Annotated in this window: 17 protein-coding genes; 15 read left to right on the top strand and 2 right to left on the bottom strand. The window is 51.9% G+C overall.

The annotated features are described in order from the left end of the window. Positions 1-16 precede the first annotated feature (16 nt). From B036_RS0108650 to B036_RS0108725, 15 genes are all read left to right on the top strand, one after another. Positions 17-1,087, top strand: a complete 1,071-nt coding sequence (locus B036_RS0108650; RefSeq protein WP_020568305.1) for a hypothetical protein — start codon at positions 17-19, stop codon at positions 1,085-1,087. Between the two features lie 145 nt (positions 1,088-1,232). After that, positions 1,233-2,249: an N-acetylneuraminate synthase family protein gene (locus B036_RS0108655; protein ID WP_020568306.1), complete on the top strand. Its 1,017-nt coding sequence runs from the start codon at positions 1,233-1,235 to the stop codon at positions 2,247-2,249. A 265-nt stretch (positions 2,250-2,514) separates the two neighbouring features. Continuing rightward, positions 2,515-3,666 (top strand): UDP-N-acetylglucosamine 2-epimerase, encoded by a 1,152-nt coding sequence (neuC, locus tag B036_RS0108660; protein ID WP_020568307.1) that lies wholly within the window; start codon positions 2,515-2,517, stop codon positions 3,664-3,666. A 168-nt stretch (positions 3,667-3,834) separates the two neighbouring features. Then, positions 3,835-4,242, top strand: coding sequence for a GxxExxY protein (locus tag B036_RS0108665; RefSeq protein ID WP_020568308.1), 408 nt, complete (start codon positions 3,835-3,837; stop codon positions 4,240-4,242). Positions 4,243-4,517: 275 nt separating this feature from the next. Then, positions 4,518-5,474 carry an NAD(P)-dependent oxidoreductase gene (locus B036_RS31815; protein ID WP_020568309.1) on the top strand — a complete coding sequence of 319 codons (957 nt, stop codon included), beginning with the start codon at positions 4,518-4,520 and terminating at the stop codon, positions 5,472-5,474. A gap of 449 nt (positions 5,475-5,923) precedes the next feature. Further along, the gene (locus B036_RS0108675; RefSeq protein WP_020568310.1) at positions 5,924-6,610 is read left to right on the top strand and encodes an acylneuraminate cytidylyltransferase family protein; all 687 of its coding nucleotides are present in this window, start codon (positions 5,924-5,926) and stop codon (positions 6,608-6,610) included. A 286-nt stretch (positions 6,611-6,896) separates the two neighbouring features. After that, positions 6,897-8,291 (top strand): hypothetical protein, encoded by a 1,395-nt coding sequence (locus tag B036_RS0108680; protein ID WP_211217381.1) that lies wholly within the window; start codon positions 6,897-6,899, stop codon positions 8,289-8,291. Then, on the top strand, positions 8,288-9,316 hold the full coding sequence (locus B036_RS0108685; protein ID WP_020568312.1) for a glycosyltransferase family 2 protein: 1,029 nt from the start codon (positions 8,288-8,290) through the stop codon (positions 9,314-9,316). Before B036_RS0108680 ends, B036_RS0108685 begins: the two co-directional genes overlap by 4 nt. Next, positions 9,313-10,449, top strand: a complete 1,137-nt coding sequence (locus B036_RS0108690; protein ID WP_020568313.1) for an O-antigen ligase family protein — start codon at positions 9,313-9,315, stop codon at positions 10,447-10,449. The genes B036_RS0108685 and B036_RS0108690 overlap by 4 nt, the downstream gene beginning before the upstream one ends. Then, complete coding sequence (locus tag B036_RS0108695; RefSeq protein WP_020568314.1) at positions 10,446-11,498, top strand: glycosyltransferase family 4 protein; 1,053 nt, start codon at positions 10,446-10,448, stop codon at positions 11,496-11,498. Before B036_RS0108690 ends, B036_RS0108695 begins: the two co-directional genes overlap by 4 nt. Before the next feature lie 156 nt (positions 11,499-11,654). After that, positions 11,655-15,227, top strand: a complete 3,573-nt coding sequence (locus B036_RS28590) for a T9SS type A sorting domain-containing protein (protein WP_020568315.1) — start codon at positions 11,655-11,657, stop codon at positions 15,225-15,227. A 279-nt stretch (positions 15,228-15,506) separates the two neighbouring features. Beyond that, a complete protein-coding gene (locus B036_RS28595; RefSeq protein WP_020568316.1) occupies positions 15,507-17,012 on the top strand; it encodes a heparinase II/III family protein in 1,506 nt (501 codons plus the stop codon). A 256-nt stretch (positions 17,013-17,268) separates the two neighbouring features. Continuing rightward, a complete protein-coding gene (locus B036_RS0108710) occupies positions 17,269-18,324 on the top strand; it encodes an NAD-dependent epimerase/dehydratase family protein (RefSeq protein WP_020568317.1) in 1,056 nt (351 codons plus the stop codon). A 422-nt stretch (positions 18,325-18,746) separates the two neighbouring features. Continuing rightward, positions 18,747-20,576, top strand: a complete 1,830-nt coding sequence (locus B036_RS0108720; protein WP_020568319.1) for a PLP-dependent aminotransferase family protein — start codon at positions 18,747-18,749, stop codon at positions 20,574-20,576. Between the two features lie 221 nt (positions 20,577-20,797). Then, positions 20,798-21,550 (top strand): aspartyl/asparaginyl beta-hydroxylase domain-containing protein, encoded by a 753-nt coding sequence (locus B036_RS0108725; RefSeq protein ID WP_020568320.1) that lies wholly within the window; start codon positions 20,798-20,800, stop codon positions 21,548-21,550. Between the two features lie 26 nt (positions 21,551-21,576). Here B036_RS0108725 and B036_RS34545 read toward each other — a convergent pair whose 3' ends face one another. Both B036_RS34545 and B036_RS0108735 read right to left on the bottom strand, forming a co-directional pair. Continuing rightward, complete coding sequence (locus B036_RS34545) at positions 21,577-22,305, bottom strand: sterol desaturase family protein (protein WP_020568321.1); 729 nt, start codon at positions 22,303-22,305, stop codon at positions 21,577-21,579. Positions 22,306-22,308: 3 nt separating this feature from the next. After that, entirely contained in the window at positions 22,309-23,430 is a 1,122-nt protein-coding gene (locus tag B036_RS0108735; RefSeq protein WP_020568322.1) for a GNAT family N-acetyltransferase, read from the bottom strand. Positions 23,431-23,572: the final 142 nt, after the last annotated feature.

The following is a 23,572-nucleotide window of genomic DNA, read 5'->3' on the forward strand; positions in this document are numbered from 1 at the left end:
GTTTTTAACTCTCCACATGCAAACCAGTTCGGTTAAAGAAGTCAGTATCCGGGACATGATCCTGGTGGTGCGGTCTTACCTCCTTAATGGATTGAGGCGGTGGCCCTGGCTGGTGTTGGGCGCCTTGATCGGCGCAGGATGGATGGCCTGGTCGGCCTCCCAACAGGACATCATTTATGAGGCCAAAACGACTTTTGTCGTCAATAAGTCCGAAGGCGGAGGTGGTGGCCTCAGTACGGTGTTGGGGCAAATAGGCCTCGGTGGCGGCGGCGGGGGCGTAACTAATTTCTACCGGGTGATGAACTACGCTACCTCCCGGCAGCTGGTCTACGAGTTATTGCTGGATTCCGCGCGCGTGGATGGTCAGGATGATTTGCTGGCCAACCACCTCATTGTGGCGTTTAACCTGGAAGAGAAACTCAAGTTGGAGGAGATGTACGGTTTTACCCGGCTGACCGCCAACACCATCGAGGCGCTCCCCATCAAGGAGCGATCCTTACTGAAAATGCTTTACGGGTTTCTGGTGACGGATAAGACCGTTCCCCTCCGGAAAAGCATCGACGAAGTCACGGACATGCTTTCCTTTATCCTGCAAACGCCCAGTGAAGACCTGACCCTGGTGCTGACGGAGGGCTTGTATGAAGCTTTAGAGGAAACCTACACCCGGGAGCGTACCGGGCAGTCGAAGCTCACCGTAAACAACCTGGAAGCGAAAGCGGATTCTATCCTCAAAGAGCTTACCCGGACGGAATATACTTTGGCCAATTTTAATGATACCCGACTTAGCCTGGCGAGCCAACGAGACCAGTTGCGTACCGTACAGCTTAACCGGAAAATACAGATTCTGACGGTCGCGTACGGCGAGATGGTGCGTAACCTGGAAACGGCCAAATTCAGCCTTAGTAACATGACGCCATACTTTCAACAGGTAGAAATACCGTTTCGGCCGTTGCGGAAGATTTATCCGAACCCGCCTTATCAGGGGGCCCTGGGGTTGGTTTACGGAACGATCGCCGCGCTGCTCCTCGTTAGTATGGTTCACTTTTATCAGCAGGCGATGGCGGAATCATCTTCTCCTCCTGCTTAGGTGCCTCAGTCTGATAGTAATTCTTAGCACTCATAATTGACCAGACTAGCTGTTGAAGGGTTGCACCATACATGACTTCCCGGCAGGGCGGATGCCGTTTTTCTGTATTGGACTCATCTTATTTTTCTATAGCCATCACCCAACCATGCAATTAATCGCCGAAATCGCCCAGGCCCACGACGGTAGCCTTGGTATCCTGCATTCCTACATCGATGCGCTGGCGGAAGCCGGCGTGGACGTGGTCAAATTCCAGACCCACATTGCGGAGGCGGAGTCGAGTGCCCACGAGCCTTTTCGGGTCAACTTCAGTTATGAAGATGCTACCCGGTACGATTACTGGGAGCGGATGGGGTTTACGGAAGCACAGTGGCGGGAGATAAAAGCCCACTGCGATGCAGCGGGGGTGGAGTTCATGTCGAGCTGCTTCAGTCAGGCTGCCATTGACCGGATGGAGCGGATCGGGATGGCCAGGTATAAAATTGGGAGTGGAGAAGTGACCAACTTCCTGTTGCTGGAGAAAATCGCCCGCACTGGCAAGCCGGTTATTTTGAGTTCCGGTATGAGTAGCCTGGCGGAGTTGGACGCTGCGGTGGCCTTTGTGCAGGGTTTCGGAAATGACCTGACGGTGCTGCAGTGTACCACTGCTTACCCGACGCCGCCGGAGCGCGTGGGGCTCAACGTCATGGCGGTATTGCGCGAGCGCTACCCCGGAGTGAAGGTGGGACTCAGCGAGCATACGGCCAAAGTGGCTACGGGGCTTGCCGCTGCCGCGCTTGGCGCGGACGTGCTGGAGTTTCACGCCGTCTTTGATCGGCGGATGTTTGGTCCGGATGCGGCCAGCTCGCTGACCATCGATGAAGTCCGGCAGCTGGTCGAAGGCGTAAAAGACATTACGACGATGCTGGCGCATCCCGTCGACAAAACCGACAATACGATCTACGCCGGACTAAAAGCCATCTTCGAAAAATCACTGGCGGTCAGTAAAGACCTGCCCGCCGGCCACGTCCTTACCTTTGATGACCTGGAGGCCAAAAAGCCGGCCGGTCATGGTGTTTCGGCGCGCGATTTTAAATCTGTGCTGGGGCGGAAGCTGAAGCGTGGTCTGGCGCGGTATGATTTTTTGACGGCGGAGGACCTCGAAGCGTCCCGCAGGGACCTTTGAGCGTCCACCGCCGGGAAGTCGCCTCTCTCCCGGCCCCTCTCCCCCGGAGAGGGGAGACGTCTCTGCTCGCTTGCGCTCGTGTGGCAAGGTTCGATTGAGGCTTACGATTAACTTCATCTTTGGAATAGGGAGATCATCCATTTTACCTGAATACATTAATGCTTGGGTCATCCCTCTCCGGGGGACCTCGGAGCAGACGAGAATACGTCTGCGTAGAAGCCGCGCAGCGAAAGGGACCGAGGGAGAGGCGCATAATCTGACACACATGAGAAAAGTAGCCGTAGTAATCACCGCCCGCCCCAGTTACAGCCGCATAAAAACGGCGTTGCGGGCGATCGAGGCGCATCCGGACCTGGAGCTTCAGCTGGTGGTAGCGGCCTCGGCCTTACTGGAGCGGTACGGGACGGCCGTCCGGTACATGGAGGCCGACGGATTTACCATTGCAGCCCGGGTATTCAACGTACTGGAGGGGGAGAATTTGACGGCCCAGGCCAAGACCACGGGCCTGGGGATCATGGAACTCAGCAACGTTTTTGCCAACCTGCAGCCCGACGTGGTTGTTACGGTTGCCGACCGGTTCGAGACGATGGCGACGGCGATTGCCGCCAGTTACATGAACATCCCCCTGGTCCACATCCAGGGAGGGGAAGTGACGGGCAACATCGATGAAAAAGTCCGCCACGCCATCACTAAATTATCTGATCGCCACCTGGTGGCCAGTGAGGATGCCCGCCAACGCGTCATTCGGATGGGGGAGTGGGAGCATACGGTGGTCAATACGGGCTGCCCGAGCATCGACCTGGCGGAAGAGGTGCGGTTGCAGCCGGCATTTGACTTCGACGTATTCGAGCGATACGGCGGGGTAGGAGCGGAGCTGGACCTGAGCAAAGGTTACTTGGTGGTGATGCAGCACCCCGTCACAACGGAATACGCCGAAGCGCGCGCGCACATTGATCTCACCCTTGCGGCTATCCATGCCCTGGGGTTACCGACCCTGTGGTTCTGGCCCAATGTAGACGCGGGCAGCGACGGGACCAGCAAGGGTATCCGCTCTTTCCGGGAACGGCACAACATCGACCACATCCACTTTTTTAAGAATATGGAAGGGCGTGATTTTCTGCGGGTGTTATTCAACGCTGATTGCCTGATTGGCAACAGCAGTGTGGGCATCCGCGAATGCAGCTACCTGGGGGTTCCGGTGGTCAATATTGGTACCCGGCAAAACGGACGGCAACGTGGCCCGAATGTGGTGGATACGGGGTATTCTATTGCGGGTATCACAGAATCGATTCAGGCACAGCTGGCGCATGGTAAGTATGCCCCGGCTGATGTTTATGGGGGCGGGGACGCGGGTGCAAAGATTGCTGATGAGCTGGCGGGGATGGTGTTGAGCTTTGCTAAGGTTATTCGGTATTAGGGAGGGGAGTAACCACTAAGGCACTGAGGGCACTAAGGGGTACACTAAGAAGAATCGTAAGGTAATAACCACTAAGGCACCAATCACACGAAGAAGAGAATGAAATTGTTTTTATTTTTTATATTTAAAACATAAGTTGTATTTTGTGAGCTTTACAAAACAGCAGCTATGTATCATACTAAGAAAACTCTGACCCAATTAGGGTATAATGTTATTTCTGCAGCCATTGAAGTGCATAAACACCTGGGGCCGGGGATACTTGAATCAGTTTATGAAGAATGCTTGGTAGAGGAATTGTCAATTCGTGGTATTAAGGTAAAGCGCCAGGTTCAGGTACCAATATCCTACAAAGGAATGGCACTTAGTACGCCTCTTCGCCTTGATCTCCTCGTTGAAGATATATTAATTGTTGAGCTGAAAGCAGTTGAAAAGGTATTACCCGTTCACGAAGCCCAACTACTTTCTTATCTGAAATTGGCAGAAAAACCGAAGGGTATTCTAATCAATTTCAAGACAACTAATATTGCTCGTTCTGCCCTGCATCGGGTTACTCACTTATTTACAGCACTTCCATAGCACATTATGACGCTGAGCGCTCTTAACGCTTTAGCGTGTTACACGCCACCTTTCCTTAGTGTAGTTCCTAGTGCTCTTAATGCCTTAGTGGTTACACTCTTCTTTCCTTCTTTCTTAGTGTAGTTCTTAGTGTCCTTAATGCCTTAGTGGTTACACTCTTCTTTCCTTCTTTCTTAGTGTAGTTCTTAGTGTCCTTAATGCCTTAGTGGTTACACTCTTCTTTCCTTCTTTCTTAGTGTAGTTCTTAGTGTCCTTAATGCCTTAGTGGTTACTCCATGCCAAGAATCCTAATAGCCGAGCCAAAAGATTTCTCCCCAAAAGTAATCGCCCACCTCCGCCAACACGCAGAAGTAGACACAAGAGCCATTACCCGGGAAGAGATCCCCCAGGCCCTACGCGACTACGACGTATTCTGGTTCCGCCTCGGCTGGCCAATCGACGAAAGGGTACTGAACGAAAACTCCCGTTGCCGTATCCTGGCAACCCCCGTCACCGGCATCGACCACATCGACGAAGCCTTATGCGACCGGTTGGGCGTAAAAATCGCCTGCCTGCGGGGCGAGCGGGAATTCCTGCGCAGTGTCCGGGCTACGGCGGAGATGACCGTGGGGCTGGCCATCAGCGTCATGCGGCACATCCCCGCAGCGGCGGCCGACGTGGAAGCGGGCTGCTGGCACCGCGATGATTTCAGGGGACATGAGCTGTATGAGCGCACCGCTGGCATCATCGGTTGTGGCCGGCTGGGCAACATCGTGGCCGGTTACCTGGTGGCAATGGGCATGAAGGTGCTGACTTTTGACCCCAGACCAGCAGCAGTGGTCCCCCCCGGTGTAGAACGGTTGGACAGCCTGGAGGCAGTCCTGGCCCAAAGCGATCTGGTCTCCCTCCACGTCAATTACCACCCCGGTACCCACGGGATGATTGGCTCCCAGGAACTGGCCGCCTGTAAACCCGGCGCCGTACTGGTCAATACCTCCCGGGGAGGCCTGATCGACGAAGAAGCCCTACTCGCCGCGCTGCAAACCGGACAACTCTCCGCCTCAGCACTTGACGTGCTGGCCGACGAAAGAAACGTCCACAAAGATCATCCCCTCGTGGCCTATGCACGAGACAACGAAAACCTCTTACTCGTCCCCCACATTGGCGGTAATACCTACGAATCGTTTACGCGGACGGAGGGTTTTATTGCTGATAAGGTACTGGCTTGGCTTAGTGAATGGGGGAATGAGTGAATAATGGAATGAGAGAATGTAGGGTGGTTAGAATTTGAATTTCAGCCGGCCCTTAGTCGCCTCTCCCCTAGCCCCTCTCCCCCGGAGAGGGGAACTAAGCTACGCTGCGGCTACTGCCTTGCTCCTTCTGTTAATTCGGTTGACAATAGTGATCACTTGAGTTTCGGGCCCTGAACCATCTCCCATTTTACCTGAAAACACTAATGCTTGGGTCATCCCTCTCCAGGGGAGAGGGACCGAGGGAGAGGCGACTTTGGGTGCGTAGAGACAAATTCTAACCACTCTAAATGGAATGAGACAATAAGCGAATAGCTGCCGCAGGCGGTTGCTCGCTGCGCTCGTTCCTCTAAGGTGAGCAAGCGCAGCGCCGCGAACGGTACTTGCGGTAGCCACTCAGTGACCCACCAACTCAGTGACCCACTCCCTCAATAACTCAGTAACTTACTCCCTTGCGCATCCTAGCCATCATCCCCGCCCGGGCCGGCTCCCAACGCCTCCCCGGCAAAAACTGGCGACTCCTGGCTGGTCGGCCCCTGGCCGACTACGCCATGGCCGCCGCCAACGAAGCGGCCTTGCTCACCGACATCGTCGTCAACTCCGACAGCGAGGAGGTGCTGGCCCTCGGACACGGCTACGCCAACTTCCACTGCATCCCGCGCCCCGCCGCCCTGAGTACTGAACGTTCCCCCGCCATCGATTACGTCACCCATACCCTCGCCTGCATGGAAGCGATGGGAAAACCCGCCTACGATGCCGTCGCCATCATCCAGCCGACGTCCCCGTTCACCCTCGCCGCAGACATCGACGCTACCGTCGCCCTACTCGCCGAATCCGGTGCAGATACGGCGGTGAGCATCACCGAAATTCCGCACGACCTCAACCCGCTGAAACTAAAAGTTCTCCGGGAAGAACGACTGGAACCTTATTTTGAGCCGGAAGCCGGACGAATGGCCGCCCACGATTTGCCAAAAGTCTACATCCGAAACGGCGCTGTTTACGTCACCACCCTAGAAACCATTCGCAATGGCGAGATCATCGGCCCGGACTGCCGTGGATATTTAATGCCTCGTGAGCGTTCGGTCGACATCAACGACGCGTTTGACTGGCGGTTGGCGGAGTTCTTGTTGCTTGGGTGAAAGGCGCGCCAAAAGCTAAACCAGAAAATCGGATGCCCGGAGCTGAAACTATCAATTTGTTAGTCCGCTTCACGATTTATACATCGGAGGAGCTTGTAAGGCGGGACTTTGCCCGCTACTCGACGCCTCCGATGAAAATGCCTCTAAACGATTTCTCCTCCGAGGCGTTGAGCAAATCCGCGCAGCGGAGTTCGCGAACTCCTCGGAGGTGTAAATCGCAAAACCAAGAGAATCTACCAACATCAGTAACCACCACCTAATCTACCTCGCCACCCACGGCTTCGCCGTGCGGATGATTTTCCAGACTGGCCTGCTCCGCCAGCTGACGGAACGCGGCGTATCCGTTTCAGTCGTTGTACCAGACGCCACGGATCCTAACATCGTTTCCCTGTGCGAACGCGATGGCGTACGGCCGCTGGAATATCCGGCACCTGACCAACCGGCACAACGGATATTAAAAAGCCTGCGGAAGTACGTCGTCGAAGACATCCGGAACAATCCTTGCTTGTGGGATAAGCATGAAGAGCTGAAACGGGCTGGGGGCTGGCGGAAAAAACTGACCGGCAGTTTGGGGCTTATCCTGAATGCTGTCGTTGTTTATGCACCCTGGCTTCGGCGTTTGTTTCTCCGCATGGAACAGCGGATTTTACTCCGCCCGCAAGCCATTGATTTTATTGAAAAACTTGCGCCTGATATCCTCGTATCTACTTACCCGGTCTCAGCTCCGGAACCGGAGTTGATGCTGGCTGCCCGGCACCTGAAGGTGAGGACCGTCCTGCACCTGCTGAGCTGGGATAACATTACAGCTAAAGGGCATTTCCAGGCCCTGGCCGATGATTATCTGGCCTGGGGACCGACGATGAAGGAGGAGTTGCAAACGTTTTATGCCGTGCCGGAGGCACGGATCACGGAATGTGGCGTTCCACACTTCGACCTCTATTTCAGGAAAGACGAACAACGGGTGGACAGCCCATTGCTGGAGAAACTTGAGGCAGAAAAGGAGCCCTATTTGTTTTTTGCCTTGTCAGCGTCGCGGTATGCCCCATGCGAAACGGCGATTCTGCAGCAATTATGTGCAGAAACGAAAGCAGGAGGACGCCTGGCCGGGGTTCGTATTGTTGCCCGGCCGCACCCCTCTGCGCTCTCCGGTTTGATGGAGGATACCAAGACACTTGATAAGCTTAAAGCGCTGGAAAAGGACGCTGGCCTACTGGTGAGCTATCCATTGATGGTGACCGGTAGCAAAATGAACTGGAGCGTTCGGGACTCGGATATGTACGAGTTGATCGCCCTGTTGCGTGGCGCGGCCGTCGTACTTAACAGTGGCTCTACGGTAGCCGTTGAGGCCCTTGCCTTGGGCCGGTCCATGGTCATTACCGCCTATGATGGGCCGGAAAAATTGCCTTATGACCGATCTGCCCGCCGCTTAATGGACTACCCGCATTTGCGCAAATTGATGGCTGATGGTGGGGGTGAACGCACGAATAACCATGAAGAATTAATGGAGGTGTTGCGGGTATTGATGAAAGATCCAACGTACCACCTGGCCCGGCGCCAACGGGCCTTGTATCGGCAAATCGGCGATCAGCAAGGGAACGCCACGGAGCAAGTTGCAGCAGCTTTACTGACTTTTTTAGCGAGGCCGCAGGTGCCCGGTCAGGTTGAAAGGAGCAAGGTTTGAGTGCGTCGTTTGCTCCCGCCATCCTCCTCCTGAACTTCAATGGTCTGGACGATACAATCGAATGCCTGGAGAGCCTCCGGGCTGCCGATTTGGGCGCTTCGCCCGTTTTCTTACTCGACAATGGCAGTGCGCCTGGCAATGCCGATGGCCTGCGTGCCTGGAACGCCACTACCGGTTTTTTTGAGGTGGAGGAGCATGCTGACTTCGGGCTTACCGAACCGGGCGTCGCCCCGGCTTCGCCGGTGTGGAAGGATGCTTTGCTATCCTCTGCGGGGAACGTACTACTAATTAACCAGGCGAACCTCGGCTTCGCCGCCGGAAATAACCTGCTCACCCACCTGGCACTGGCGCGTGGCTTTACGGAAGTCCTGTTGCTGAATAATGACACGACCGTTTCGCCTGGCTTTCTTACTGCCCTGGCTTCGGCCCGGCAAACGTACCCTACCGCCGTATTAATCCCCCAAATCCGGCTGTATCACCACCCCGATAAGCTTTGGAATTGTGGTGGCCAGCTCCGCTGGCCTGGCCGCAAGAAATACTTTTTTGAGGGTGCGCCCGTGTCAGCCATCGGGCAAACAACGGTTTTACCCGTTTCTTTCGTTACCGGTTGCGCACTGCTGTACCAACCCGCAGTATGCGGTTTACTGACGGAGCGATTTTTCTTCGGAGAGGAGGACATGGAGTTTAGCCTCCGTTTACGGCAACGTGGCATCCCCGCTTTCTGTATTATTCCTTCCGTCGTTTTTCACAAAGTAGGCAGTAGCCTGACCGATAATTACCGAAAAAGCGAGGTGTTTACCCTGAGGCGGCTGGTCAACCTTCGGCAAAATACCGGCCCGCTGACCCTGGCTTTCGCCTATCCACTTTACCTTGTTAGCCTCTTCCGCCTACTGATCTTTAGGTACGGACTTAGTCTTCGCAAGGCGTCTTCGATCGTCTTTCAAACCTGGCGCCGGTCGCTGCTGCTGGACACGGTCGGTAAAGCCTGGTGTGTTAATTACGTACGCAACGGCGCATTGACATGAGATTACTCCTGACAGTACTCTTTTTCGGCATGGCCCTGACGCACATCATCAGCGTAGGCATGGTGAGGTATTTACCCGTGGTGGGCACCATGGTATTAATCTTTCTGCTTGGTAAGCACCTCTACTATGCGGAGAACCGGGCCTGGTACACCATTGGCGGAGCGCTTATTCTGGTTGGCTCTATCTTCCCCAGTATACTGTACGGTGATGCGCTATCGTACGCTTACGCAGGCTTTGCGATTGTCAATTTCTTTCTCTATCCGATCTTTGAGCGTGTTCGATTGACGGACGTTCACTTGGGTATAATTTTCGTCTGTCTCTGTGTCACCATTATGCCTTTGGGGGTAGGCAACCGGGTCGTTTCTATTTATGACAACCCCAATAACTATAGCGCGGTGGTGTTTTCGACCATGTACTTTGGCATGCTCTTGTTTCGCGGCCGGCTGTTGCCCCAGATTCTGGTGTTCGCGTTCTTTGTCCTGTTGATCTTCCTGGCCGCGAGCCGGTCTATGCTTGGGGCAATATTGGTCTTTGGCTTGCTTTACTTCTCTCAGCAGTATGTGCTTAAAACTACCTTTCGAAAACTAATGGTCGTTGGCCTTGCCGTAATTGCCTTTGGCTATTACAGCCTGATCACGGATGACCGGTTTAAGCTGATGGAAACCATCCAGTCCAATACGCTCAGCGATAAGAAAGAGCGGGGGCTTAGTCATCGCGATGAATTGTTTAACTACTCTGTGGAACTTAGCATGCGCCAGCCACAGGGGTACGGCCTTGGTATGTCCAACACCGCGCTCAAAGAGGCCTACGGCACCAGAATCAGCCCCCATAATACTTACCTGAAAATAATGGTGGAAGGAGGCTGGTTGGCCTTGTTCGGTTTTTGTGTGCTGATGTTTGGGTTTTTCCTGACGAGTACTTCCCCGCTGGCAACGTCCTTTCTTTTCGCGTTAATGATCCGGGGCTTTTTTGAGTCCTCCACGCCATTTACCGTTAGTTTTATCTCCGGGATGCTCATCATCCCGATGTTTCTGAACGAATGGTCGGTAGACAGGGACCTTCGTCTGGTATTCAGGAAAGAAGACAACTCCCTCCCGGCAGATAACGCTGTTCCTATACCGTCTGAGCAATGAAAGCACCCATCGTATTAATATCGATCTTTCGCGAGACCGTCATTGGGGGAATTGCGGTACATAGCAGCAACCTTTTTGAGCGAATGAAGGAGGAGGGCCTGCCCGTCGAAAAGGTGAATTTCGCAGAAATTTTTGTTCGGCCCGGTATCCTGAGTAAGCTCAGGATGGTCTTTAAAGTCGGTGGCCGACTCATGTCCCTTCGCCTAAGCGGTGCCAGGCTCTTTCACTTCCACGCTTCCAATCGGGCCGTATTGTTTTACCTGTACGCGCCGCTGGTGGCGCTGACGGGTGCACGAATCATGCTCTCCCTTCATTCAGGCTATGGTTATGATCGGTGGCTGGGAGAAAACAGGGCCTACCACCTGGCCAACCAGGTGTTTTTTCGCTTACTGGACAAACTGATCTTTATGAACCCGGATGAGAGCGATAAAATCCGGGCCCGTTACCCATTCTTACAAGACAAGGTGGTAACCATCAACCCCTTCATTGCGCCACCCAAGGCGGCAATTCCCGCTTTGGATATTTCCTCCCCCAACCCCAAAAAATTCAAAATTGCGACCATCGGAGTTTGGATGCAGCGGTACAATGTGGAAGAGGCCATACAAGCCGCCGTTCGGTTTAATGCCACTACTGGCGCACCGGTCCTGATGACCGTGCTGCTCTCTACCGTAATCATCGAACCTGCTTACCGGGAAAAACTGGAGGCCATCATTGCCCGCGCCCGGGAAACTATTGACGTGGTTGTCCTGGAAGATCAAAATAATATCCTTGATGTACTGGTCCGCCAGGACCTGTTCATTCGTGCTTCGATGTTAGACAGTTATGGCCTGTGCGTGGCAGAAAGCCTACTGGTAGGCACCCCCGTCATCGCTACTGACGTATGCCGCAGGTGTACCCATGCCAGGCTGTACCGCCAGGGAGATGAAATGGCGCTGGACCACCAGGTTCTGGAAGTATGGGATGCCCGCCACACCCCCCGAAAGCGTATGTTGGCGGAGGAGGAAGATAGCTTCTACGGTTACCTGAAAGCTTATGAAGCGTTGAACTGATGCTGCGTACTTTAAAAAATGGAAAGAAATGATTGAGGCAGAATAAAATTTTTTATCCGGGGCAAATCCGAACAGCTGTATGGTTACGTAGGTTGGACTAAGAGTCACGATCAGTGACTTTAATTAACCAATTTTTTAATCATACACTAGAAAATCATGTCCCAACTTTACCTAAAGCGTTATTTGCTCACCGCTGTTTTTAGCTTACTGACGCTCACACTCCTTTTTTCCGCCCGCATCGTTGTCGTCTCCACTGCCGACGCTGGCCCGGGAACCCTAAGAGAAGCCGTTGCTATGGCTGCTTCTGGCGACACCATTCGCTTCAATTCCAGGACACTTCGTCAAACAATCCAGTTACAGTCTGAAATTGTCATCGACAAGCCCCTGCGTATTCAGGGAAATGGCATTGGCTTAACCAACATAGACGGTGGTGGAACCACGCGTGCTTTTAATGTAAGTACAGAAGGATTTGTCTATATCGGTATTCTGAAAATAACGAACTGTGCCACTGATGGAAGCGGCGGTGCGGTTAAAAATGAGGCAGGTTCGCTGCACCTTGATGGTGTCGAAATATCTTCCTCTTCCGCTTCTGGTGCCGAATTAGGCATGGGCGGCGGTGCCGTTCACAACGGCGGTGCACTTCTAATCACTAATTCTACTTTCCGCGATAATACCGCGATCGAAGGTGCAGGAAGTGGTGGTGCTCTGCTCAATACGGCTGGTGGTTTTTCCATCACCAAAGTTAACTTCATCGGCAACCGCTCCAGCCGTGCTGGTGGCGCCATCGAAGATACTTCCGGCAGTGGACTTTCCCGTGTTAACCTGTGTACCATGACCGGTAACGATGCTGGTACTTCCCCAGGAAATGGTGGAGCCATCCACATCACGGGTGGTTCTGATATGCGAATCGCTGGTGGAACGTATTCCAACAACACCGCAGCCCGCGAGGGTGGTGCGCTTTGGAACGGTTCCGGTGTCATGACGATCACCAAGGCGACCATCAACAATAATACCGCTTCAGGTCCTGCTGCCGACGATGGCGGCGGCGGCGTGTTCAACAACGGCGGCACTTTACGCATCTTTGAAGGAACGACCATTGCTGACAATGTAGCCGATGGTGCTGCCGGGTCTGGTGGTGGAGTCTTTAATGCAGTAGGCGGAACACTCCAGTTGGTGGGTGTGCAGGTCCTGCGCAACGAAGCAAACCGCGCAGGCGGTGGTATCGAAGATGCCTCCGGTGCCGGTTCCGTATTTTCCATTGCGGGAAGTAACATCGACTCCAACATCGTTAACACTTCCCCGGGTAACGGCGGAGGAATTCACATCGGATCTACCGGTAGCCTTTCTATTTTCGGCGGCACGGTAAATGGTAACCAGGCTGGCGCTGAAGGCGGCGGTATCTGGAACAATACCGGCAACCTGGTGGTCTCTGGTACCACGGTCGATGGCAACGTCGCAACCGGCGCAGCCGCTAACCAGGGTGGCGGTGGCCTCTTCCAAAATGAAGGTGGTGGTGCCATCACCGTGAAGGATAACGCGGTCATCTCTAACAATAAAGCAACCGGCACCTCCGGCAGTGGCGGTGGTATCCTGGTGGATGTAGATGGAACGCTGACGATCCTGAATGCCACGATCTCCGGAAACGAAGCCAACCGCGCAGGTGGTGGTATCGAAGATGCTTCCGGCGGAGCGACCCAATTAACAATTACCAACGGTACGATCTCCGACAACGTCGTTTTTAATGCACCAGGCAACGGCGGCGGCATCCACGTTGGTGGTGACGGTAACATCAGTTTCCGTAGCGGTACCGTTAGCGGTAACCAGGCCGGCGCCGAAGGCGGCGGTATCTGGATCGGTAGCGGCACACTGACCGTTGGTCAGAAAACCATTATCGATGGCAACTCCGCTGCGGGCAACGACCCCGACCAGGGTGGTGGTGGCCTTTACAGCAACGGCGGCGGTACCATGTTTATTCAGAACGATGTGGTCATCTCCAACAACTCAGCTACCGGTACTTCCGGCAGCGGCGGCGGTATCCTCAATAATACCGGGGCAACCTTACGTATCGATGGTGCCATTATCCGTAACAACAGCGCCAATCGTGCAGGTGGAGGCGTCGAAGATGTTTCCGGAGCCGGCTCCACTGTACTCATCACGCAAAGTACCATCTCCGATAATACAGTTGGTACCGCTCCGGGTAATGGCGGCGGTGTCCACGTGAGTGGAGATGGTGATGTTACCATCTTATACAGCAATGTTATGGACAATTCCGCCGGCAGCGAAGGTGGCGGCTTATGGAACAATACGGGTACGATGAGAGTCATCAAAACCAACGTTGAAGGCAACATCGCCCTGGGTGATGCTGGTGACAACGGAGGCGGTGGCCTTTTCAATAATGGCGGAACAATGAGCCTCGTGGAAGTTACCGTAGCAGACAATGATGCTACCGGAGCTTCCGGTTCGGGTGGTGGCCTTTTCTCTACCGGAGGAGCTGTCTCTGTGCTTAAGTCTGATTTCACGGGCAACAGCGCAAACCGCGCAGGTGGTGCCGTAGAGCAAATCGATGGTAGTTTCTCTTCTTCCAGTACTAACTACAGAAATAATACCGTTGGTTTTGCACCGGGCAACGGTGGTGCCTTCCACGTAACGGGCAACACCAGTACCGTTAGATTTGCGAAAGGCGAAATCACCAATAACACCGCCGGCAATGAAGGCGGTGGTCTGTGGAACCAGGCGGGAACTACGATGACCGTCACTGGCGTGTCCATCATGAACAACGCCGTTACGGGTAATGCTGCCGGAGACGGCGGTGGTGGTATCTTCAACAACGGAGGTATGATCACGGTAAGTAATTCTACCATTGCCCGCAATGCAGTTGATTCTCTGCTCACCGTTGGTGGTGGTATCTTCAATAAAGAAGGTGGTGACTTCACCCTGAATACTTCAACCGTTTCCGGCAACACCACCGGCGGTCTTGGCGGTGGTATCGCTAACGACGGAACCTTTACCCTGGTAAACAGCACCATTGCTTTCAATTCCGCCTTCGCCGGCGGTGGATTCTCCCAGGTAACACCCAGCGCAGGTCTGGAGATTTCAGGTACCATCATTTCCAACAATGACGCTACCGGAGATTTCTGGGAAGACTTCAGTGCAGGTGCCAATAGTTCGGTATCTCTTGGCTTCAACTTCATCGGTAACGATGACCAGGACAACTTCGTTGCTGTCGCTACTGACATCGAAGGAGGTAACGCTAACCTGGCTGCTCTGGCAGACAATGGAGGTGCTACCATGACGCACGCCCTGACTTGTCCCAGCGACGCAGTAGATGCAGGCGACGCTGCCGACGTAAGCGCTGATCAGCGTGGGGAGGCCGTGTTTGGTGGTACCCGCGACATCGGCGCTTTCGAGCTCCAGTCCAATTGTGCTCCGTTCACCGGCGACGGTGGAACCGAATTTAGCCTAACTAATGTTGTAGTCGGGCAAGATGCCGTTCGCCTCTTCCCGAACCCTACTGCTGAGCAGGCCGTCACGGTCAATCTTTCCGATGATTTCGCCGGTGAGGTCGTCCTTCGCCTCATCGATGGCAACGGACGGCAACGTGGTGTGCGCACCACCCGGGCCGGTAGCGCTTTCCGCTTCCCGCTTCAGGACCTGCCTAACGGAACCTACGTGCTCCAGGTAATTGATGGAGACAATGTCGTTTCGCGCCGCTTGGTTATCGCGCGCTAACCCACAAGTTATTAGTTTTGCCATCGCCTCTTTCCTGCTCGCGGGAGAGAGGCGATGGTATTTTTGATAACAACATAGGTACAATAAATTGCGCTTAGGGCTTTGTTCCCCGGCACTTGTGCCGGCCCTGGCTTATTTATCGGCACAAGTGCCGGGGAACAAGGTCCACTTAGCAGAGCTAATACATGCAAATCTAATGGTGCCAGATAAGCACTTTCATCTTTCCAACATTTAACCATCAACATCCTCCGCCTCCTGCACACCCTTGGTCATCTCCGCTTGCGGCAGATCGGGTACCAGCTGTTTTACCGGGCAACGGGTAGGCTGGCGGAGCGTGGGGAGGTGGCGCGGCCGCAGGAACAGGGGAAGCAAAAAGGAGCAGGGGAAGACGGGGCAGCGTTGCCGGTTACCTTCAGTTTTTTGAACCAGGAGGTCACCTTCGATTCTCCAACGGCGATCGATTGGAACTACGCCGCCAACGGAAAATTATGGACGTATAACCTCAACTACTTCGAGTTTCTGCAGGGGATGAACCCTGACGATGGGCTGGCGCTCCTCCGCAGCTGGTTGGCTGGCGCAGCCAGCCACAAAGACGGTTGGGAGCCTTACCCCACCAGCCTGCGGCTGGTGAGTTGGATCCGTTTTTTTGTGGAGACGGGCCTATCCATGCCGGTTGACGTAGCCGACGCACTCGAAGCGCAGTACCGAACACTTTGGCGAAAGATCGAATTCCACCTCGGTGGCAACCATTTGCTGGAGAACGCCATTGCCTTGTCCTATACGGCGGCTTTCCTGAACGATCAGGATGGTCAGCTCAAAGCGTGGGAGCTGCTGGCCTCCGAACTCGAAGAACAGTACTTGCCCGATGGCGCACATTTCGAGCTGAGCGGCATGTACCACCTCGTCCTGCTGGACCGCCTGCTGACCCTCTGGCACGGCCTCCAAACTTTCCCAGCACCTGCGGCCTCGCCCAAAAAAGCAGCCCTGTTACAAAACAGCCTGGAACGCCAACTAGGCTGGCTACAAGCTTTTGCCACCCCAGCCGGCCGTTACGCTCACTTCAACGACAGCACCGACGGCATTGCCCCCGACGTGGCCGCTACCCTGAACCGGGCCCGTAAACTCGGCCTTCTTCCCATCGCCACCAAGCTAAAGGAAAGCGGCTACCGCCGCTGGGCCACCGACCACCTCGACGTGTGGATCGACGCCGCAGCCATCGGCCCCGCTTACATCCCCGGCCACGCTCACGCTGATAACCTGACCTTTGTCCTCGACCTCAACGAAGTACCCTGCATCGTGGATCCAGCCATCAGTACTTACGAGAAAAACGCCCGTCGCGCCTGGGAACGCTCCTCGGAAGCACACAATACCGTGACCATTGGCGGGCAAAACTCCTCCGACGTTTGGGGTGGTTTTCGGGTCGGCAAGCGCGCCCAGACAACCATTTTCGAAGAAAAACCGTACCTCCTTTCAGCGGGCCACAACGGCTACGGTTTTCCCGTCCGCCGAACCTGGCAGCTAACCGACCAACAACTGACCATCTCCGACGCGCTACCGAAAGGCAAGGAAGGCATCGCCCGACTCCATTTCGACCATCGCTGTTACCTAAACTTGAAAAACGACCACCTCGTAGTGAACGATCAACTCCGCATTTCCTGGTCTGCCGGCACCACACGATTACTGCCCTATGAACAGGCAACGGGATGGAACCACCTGGAGCCAGCGCAGCTGCTGGAGGTAACATTTACTGACCTGCTTAAAACTGAAATCACCTATTTATGTTAGCCCTTTTAGCGGTAGACTTGGTGTCCTTGAGTAGTTATTTCTTCTTAGTGTAGCCCTTAGTGTTCTTAATGTCTTAGTGGTTATTACTTCTCTTCCTTAGTGTAGCCCTTAGTGTTCTTAATGTCTTAGTGGTTATTACTGCCTTACGATTCTTCTTAGTGTAGCCCTTAGTGTTCTTAATGTCTTAGTGGTTATTACTTCTCTTCCTTAGTGTAAAACTTAATGCCTTAGTGCCTTAATGGTTAACTCCCCTCAAATGAACAAACTACTAGTAACCGGTTCCTCCGGCCTGATCGGCTCCGAAGTCGTCCGTCACTTCAACGCACTCGGCTGGGAAGTCTATGGCATTGACAACAATATGCGGGCCGACTTCTTCGGTCCCAAGGGAGATACCCGCTGGAACCAGGGCCAATTATTGGCGCAGTGCAAAAACTTCAGGCACATTGAACTGGATATTCGTGACCGGGCTGGCGTATTGAAGCTTTTCGAGGAGCTTCGGCCGACCCACATCGCACACACCGCTGCGCAACCCAGCCATGACCTGGCGGCCTCTCGCCCCTTCGATGATTTCGACGTCAACGCGGTAGGTACGCTAAACCTGCTGGAAGCTACCCGCCAGTTTTGTCCAACGTCGCCCTTCGCCCACATGAGTACCAATAAAGTCTACGGTGATGCGCCCAACCGCCTCCACCTGATCGAGAATGAAACCCGGTGGGAGTATGGCGACGAAGCTTACCATAACGGGATCAAAGAAACGTTCACCATTGACCAGTCGAAGCACTCCCTCTTCGGGGCTTCCAAGGTCGCCTCCGACGTGATGGTGCAGGAATACGGACGTTACTTCGACCTCCCAACCTGCGCGCTGCGCGGCGGTTGCCTGACCGGGCCGAACCACTCCGGGGTTGAACTGCACGGCTTTCTGAGTTACCTCATCCGCGTCAACGTCACCGGAGGGGAATACACGGTGTTTGGTTATAAGGGCAAGCAGGTCCGGGACAATATCCACTCCTACGACGTGGCCCGCTTCATCGAGGAATTTTTCAAGGCGCCGCGCTGCGGCGAGGTGTACAACATCGGTGGTGGGCGAGATAACTCCACCTCCATCCTTGAAGCCTTCGACCGCGTTGCCGGCATCACCGGTAAACCCATGAACTACACCTACTCGGAGAAAAACCGGGAAGGCGACCACATCTGCTACATCTCCGACCTTAGTAAGATGCAGGCGCATTACCCTGATTGGGGAATCACTAAGCCGCTGCAGACGGTGTTCGAGGAGATCGTGGAGAGTTGGGAGCGGCGGTTGGTAAAATAACAAAGATCCCTCTGCACACGTCAATTTGCAGCGCAATCGCAAGGTCAGTAGCACAAACACTACGTTCGTTTGCCGAGGTGGGAGGAACGAGCAGACTCGTCCGCCGAGCGTAATGTAAGTGCGGACTCCCTCGACCTGGCCTCTCGGCGGACGAGTCTGCTCCTTCGTCGTGCCTCGGCCGACGAGCGACCTTGCGATTACCCTGCGTCAATTCGAATGTCGCCACTCCTTTCAAAAGAAAGCGTGTAGTTTTGCGCGCTCGCGCCCTGTATGCCCGGTTTTAAGTGGATGGGGAGTGTGTGCATGTGCAAGATGTTGGAGGCCATCGTCTCAGACATCATGTAGCAGTGTGCCTTATTACACTTTTAAATTAATTTATGCTGCCCGCCTGTTTGAAGGTGAGCGTCATTAAAGAGAATTGAATGCTGAATTACATTAAAGATGTCTTGACAAATATGCCAACTGACTGGTTGTATCTGACAACTCATCGACTGGATATTTATGATGAAAAATTGGCTAAAGCTCAATTCTTAGAGCAATTTGAGGCCTTATTCAAAGATAATAATTCTGACCCATCGGCACTAAGTGAATTACCCACAGCTTACGACTACATTCGGTTAGGTCACCCATTGTCTTCTATACTGGAATGGTTAATTGCGCGCCTGAATAAGGTAGCATCAGAAAATGTAATAAGCTTTTCATCACGGACGATTCCTGTCTTAGCCATCCTGAGAAAAAACGCATTTGATGGTAAAAACACCCAAATCGTTTACACAAATGAATTACCAGACTTTTTTGACGCTGAAATTCTAAAGCGTGTTTATGGCTATAAGTTTGATTTGAAGAAGGTGGAGGAAGTAGGGGAGGTTCCCGTGTTTGACGGTAGTACCGTTTTTATTTCAGAACAGGATGAAATCCATGCGTTCAACCTAACTTCAAATGTTGATTTTTCGATCAATATCCATGCTCACCTTGGAAGTGTTTTAGTCGTGAATGGTGCGCAACATGAACGTTACATCTCAGCGATTCAGCATGTCCGGAGAAGAGAGACAATTGCCATGACGCCGGCTAATTGTCTTGCTGCCTTAAATGGGCTGATTGGGAAGTCTTCTTTTGATGGCAAGCAGCGTGACGTCGAGATAGACAAAGCGCTGGTCTTAAAATCAATTAAGGACATAACCGGTGTAAATACGAAGCCGCTACTTGGTTCCAGTGGGCTCTCCATTCAGTATGCGATCATGATGGGGCTGATTCACGATGCACTGGACAACCATAAAGGAAAAGACATCAAGATCATTGTGCCACCAAACTGTTATGGCGGAACCAATGACCAGGCAAGACGAGTAGCTGCCAGCATTGACCACGTTGAAGTGCTGGACTTGCCAGTTGATGGTGGCAATGATATGGTTCAAGGCATTGACATCGTTTTAGCTAAAGTTGCTAGTGAAGATGCCGTTCCTTACATCATCGCTGAAATCCCAACCAACCCCAGGGTTGAAGTTCCAGACCTCCTAAAGCTAAAAGAGGCTTTAAGTAAAGTCCGTACGACCAGTACCGGATCAATTGCCATCGATCCGGTTTTTATTCTGGATCAAACGTTTTGTCCCAACGTACACTTTCTGGGGGAAGGGGAAATACTCTCTACGGTCAGGACCATTTCGTACGCCAGCGGGTCGAAATTCCCAAGTGGCGGGCTATGCACTGCCGGCTACTGTGTAGGAAATGAAAAGGCTGAAACCCTGATGGAGAAAATCGAACTGCATCTAAGGCTTTGCGACAACGAGGCTACGGATCTTCAAGTTGAAATATTAGCCAGGCAATTGCCCTCAATGAACCAAAGAATTGCTGATGCTTACAAGAATACACGTGAATTTGTAAGCTTTATTAACAAGGTATTGCCTGCGGCGAAAATCAATTTTGTCTCAGAAGAGCTGGCAGAAGAAGGCTTTACGCCATCCGTGTTTTCATTAGACCTTCCCACTAAAGGGGATACTGATGAAAAAAGAGAGTCTTATAAAAGAGCCCTAAATCATAGATTAATCAATCTAATGATTACTGAAATCCCCGATGAAAGTAAGTACTGTGTGAGCTATGGGCAGCTAAAGGGATGTTACTGGACGATACCTGCAACATCTACGCAAGGGACGACCAAAGAAGGCGACAAAGATTACATTGCCCGTGTAGCACTTTCTCCTAATATGGATCTTGAACGCCACAAAGAAGTGTTTTTGAAATTTATTGAAGGAATTTGATGAAATACTCATCATGAAGTGGCTTGAAAAACCACGTGACGCTGAGCGCCTTCAAACGCTACTGATCTGATCTCAATCAACTGTATCCCGAGCCTTTACGACTTGGATACAGTTAAGGTGGATACCCTGACATAATTCCAGATCCTTTATCTTTAACTGAGAGTACTAATTGTAGTATTGTCAGGGCGCGCCATTATACATTCATTTTTAAAACGACTACTATGAAAAAAGTGACAGCGTTTATTCAAATGAAACTCTTATTCCCGATCCTTTTGGCCTTTGAAAAGTTGATCGGTCGGCTTTCTTCGGTCGGCAATCCACCGGTTTTTAACAATGAAGTCTTCCCCTGGACGCGTCTGCTTGAGAAAAACTGGGAAGCTGTTCGCACAGAGCTTGAGCCCTTACTGCAATTTCATGAGGGGCTGCCTAACCTGCAGGATATTCAACAAGAGCAAAACTACATTACTACCGATGACAGATGGAAAACCTTCTTCCTGATTGGGTTTGGTTATGAATGCAGTCTCAATATGGAGAAGTGCCCCAAAACAGTAGCCCTGCTCAAACAAATCCCGGATCTTCAGACAGCTCTTTTTTCCATTCTTTCTCCAGGGAAACATATTCCTCGTCACCGTGGTGTTTATAAAGGGTTGATAAGAAGCCACTTGGGGCTGGTTATTCCGGGGCAATTAGGCGATTGCAGAATGCAAGTGGACAATCAGTGGATCAAATGGGAGGAAGGGGAAATGGCGGTTTTTGACAATACCTGCTTCCACGAAGTTTGGAATGATACCGACGAGGTTCGGGTGATCATGATGATCGATGTTATTCGTCCGTTTCCAGCGCCCATTTCCTGGATCAATCAAGGCATTGTCAAACTAATCTCCTGGTCACCGTACGTGTCCAATGCTTTGAAGAAGCACAAGAAGTGGGAAGCAGATTTTGATAAGAAATATAAGTCGGCTGCTTTAGAATAAAAGGGGCCGATTCTTATTCTTCTCTTCTATCTCTCCCTGAATGTTCCGTACCATCGGTCAAGGAAATTAAAGTATTGACTGTAGTTGTGGGTGCAATTAGCGTGATGGAGGTCGTGATGTGTCACAGTGTTCAAATATTTCATCAACCAATGATCAGTGTTTTTTTGGGAAATAAATTCAAATCCACAATGTCCGCCGACGTTAGCTATCACGTTATAAGCGATGAAAAGGAATAGCACAATAGGGTGCAAGGGTAGGATGAGGACCAGGATGTAGATGATGGAGAACTGAACGACTGCTTCCGGGGGCTGGAAAGCATAGATCGTCCACGGAGTAGGAGAAGTTGTTTTATGATGAAGTAAATGCACAAATTTAAAAACCATCGAATGATGCATAAGACGGTGCATCCAATAGAAATAAAAATCATGCAAGATTAGGGCAATGAAGAAGGAGGCAGGAAGGTAGATCCAGCCATAGTCCGCTATGTCATAATACAATAATCCATACCCTGCATTTACCAAATAATATAGCACTGTACTCAGTACTGCGAATATGAAAATTGTAAGTAAGGACCAACGTATATCTCTATACATGATTTCTTTAGTAGGGGCCTTGTTTTTTTGAATTTTTTGAGTAGCCCAGGATTTGTTTCTCGAATGATAAAAGTATCCATAGGCTAACCCTGCCGGGATTAAGTAGGCCATCAGTAAGATGAGCAGGAAAAAGCCTATAAATACTTGTGCGACAGATAGCATTACTCATGTGATTTTTAATTGGTAAATGCATATTTTCTTATATGGTCGGCCACCGATACTGGTAGCCGCTTTGTTCATCACGGGGTTATTCTCTGCCACCCAGGATATCTCCCCTCCTGAATATCCTTTTGATATGATTATTTCAGTGAGTCTTCGCATAAGCGTTAAGCCAATGCCCAGGTCCCTGAATTCGGGCAGCACCCCCGTGGTCATAACCCTTACCGTTTTAATTTTACGACGGTACCACAACAGCTTAAAGATACCGAGTGGCCATAGTTTGCCATTCGGTATTTCCTGGAGAACTTCATTAAAATTAGGCACGCAGAGTACAAAACCTACGGGGACTCCCTCTTTCTCAGCAATTAATAGAAGATCAGGGTCCGCAATCTGCATCAGGTCGGTAGCGAGGTGATTAAAAGCTTCTTTACTCAGATTTTCAAAGCCCCAATGATCTTCAAAAGAGCGATTGTATAATCGATGGAGGATGTCAAATTCCCTGACTGGTCGTTTCTTGTTGGCTGAGCGAATGCTCAACTGAAGGTTCAGCATTAATTTGTCAGTAACTTTGATCAAACGGGCATCCAAAATTTTTTCAGCCCTTGGAATGGAGTAGGCGCAAAAGTCCATGGCTTTTTCAAAGCCTGCTCTCTGATAAAATTCAGGATAATAGGGTGGATTATATGGCATCATTATAAAAGGCCGTTCCTCGAAACTATCCTGAAGTACCCCAGATTCGTGGTGAATGGAGGGGTTAAATGGTCCCATAACCTCCTTAATGCCTCTTTGTTGGAACCATTTATGAGAATGACTTAGTAATTGATTAAAGACTTCCTGATCATTGATGGTTTCTAAGAAACCGAAGTGACCGATTACGCTGTCTTCAGATACTTTGGGAATAAAAACGGCTATTCTGGCAGAGATCTGACCCCGTTTCATTACCATGAAAAGCGCATGTTCATGTGTTTTCCAAAAAGGATTTCTTTCAAAATCGAACAGACTTTTCTGGGCGGCCATAAGCGGAGGGACCCAGTTGGGATGTTTTTTGTAGATTACCCAAGGGAGGCGGATGAAGGCCTGAAGGTCTTTGGGAGTATTCACTACTTTGATTCGAATTTCATTTTCCATAGCATCTGGCAATGAGGTAGGAGGATTTATACTGGAAGATAAGTTTTACAGTGTCCCCGGTACGCTGTAAACCAAATTCTTGAAGATCCAGGTCTTGTCTTTTTTGCCTGAACTGCGTTGGTAAAATCCTCATGCAGCTACG

It is taken from the genome of Neolewinella persica DSM 23188, assembly GCF_000373105.1.
Taxonomy (GTDB): Bacteria; Bacteroidota; Bacteroidia; order Chitinophagales; family Saprospiraceae; genus Neolewinella; species Neolewinella persica.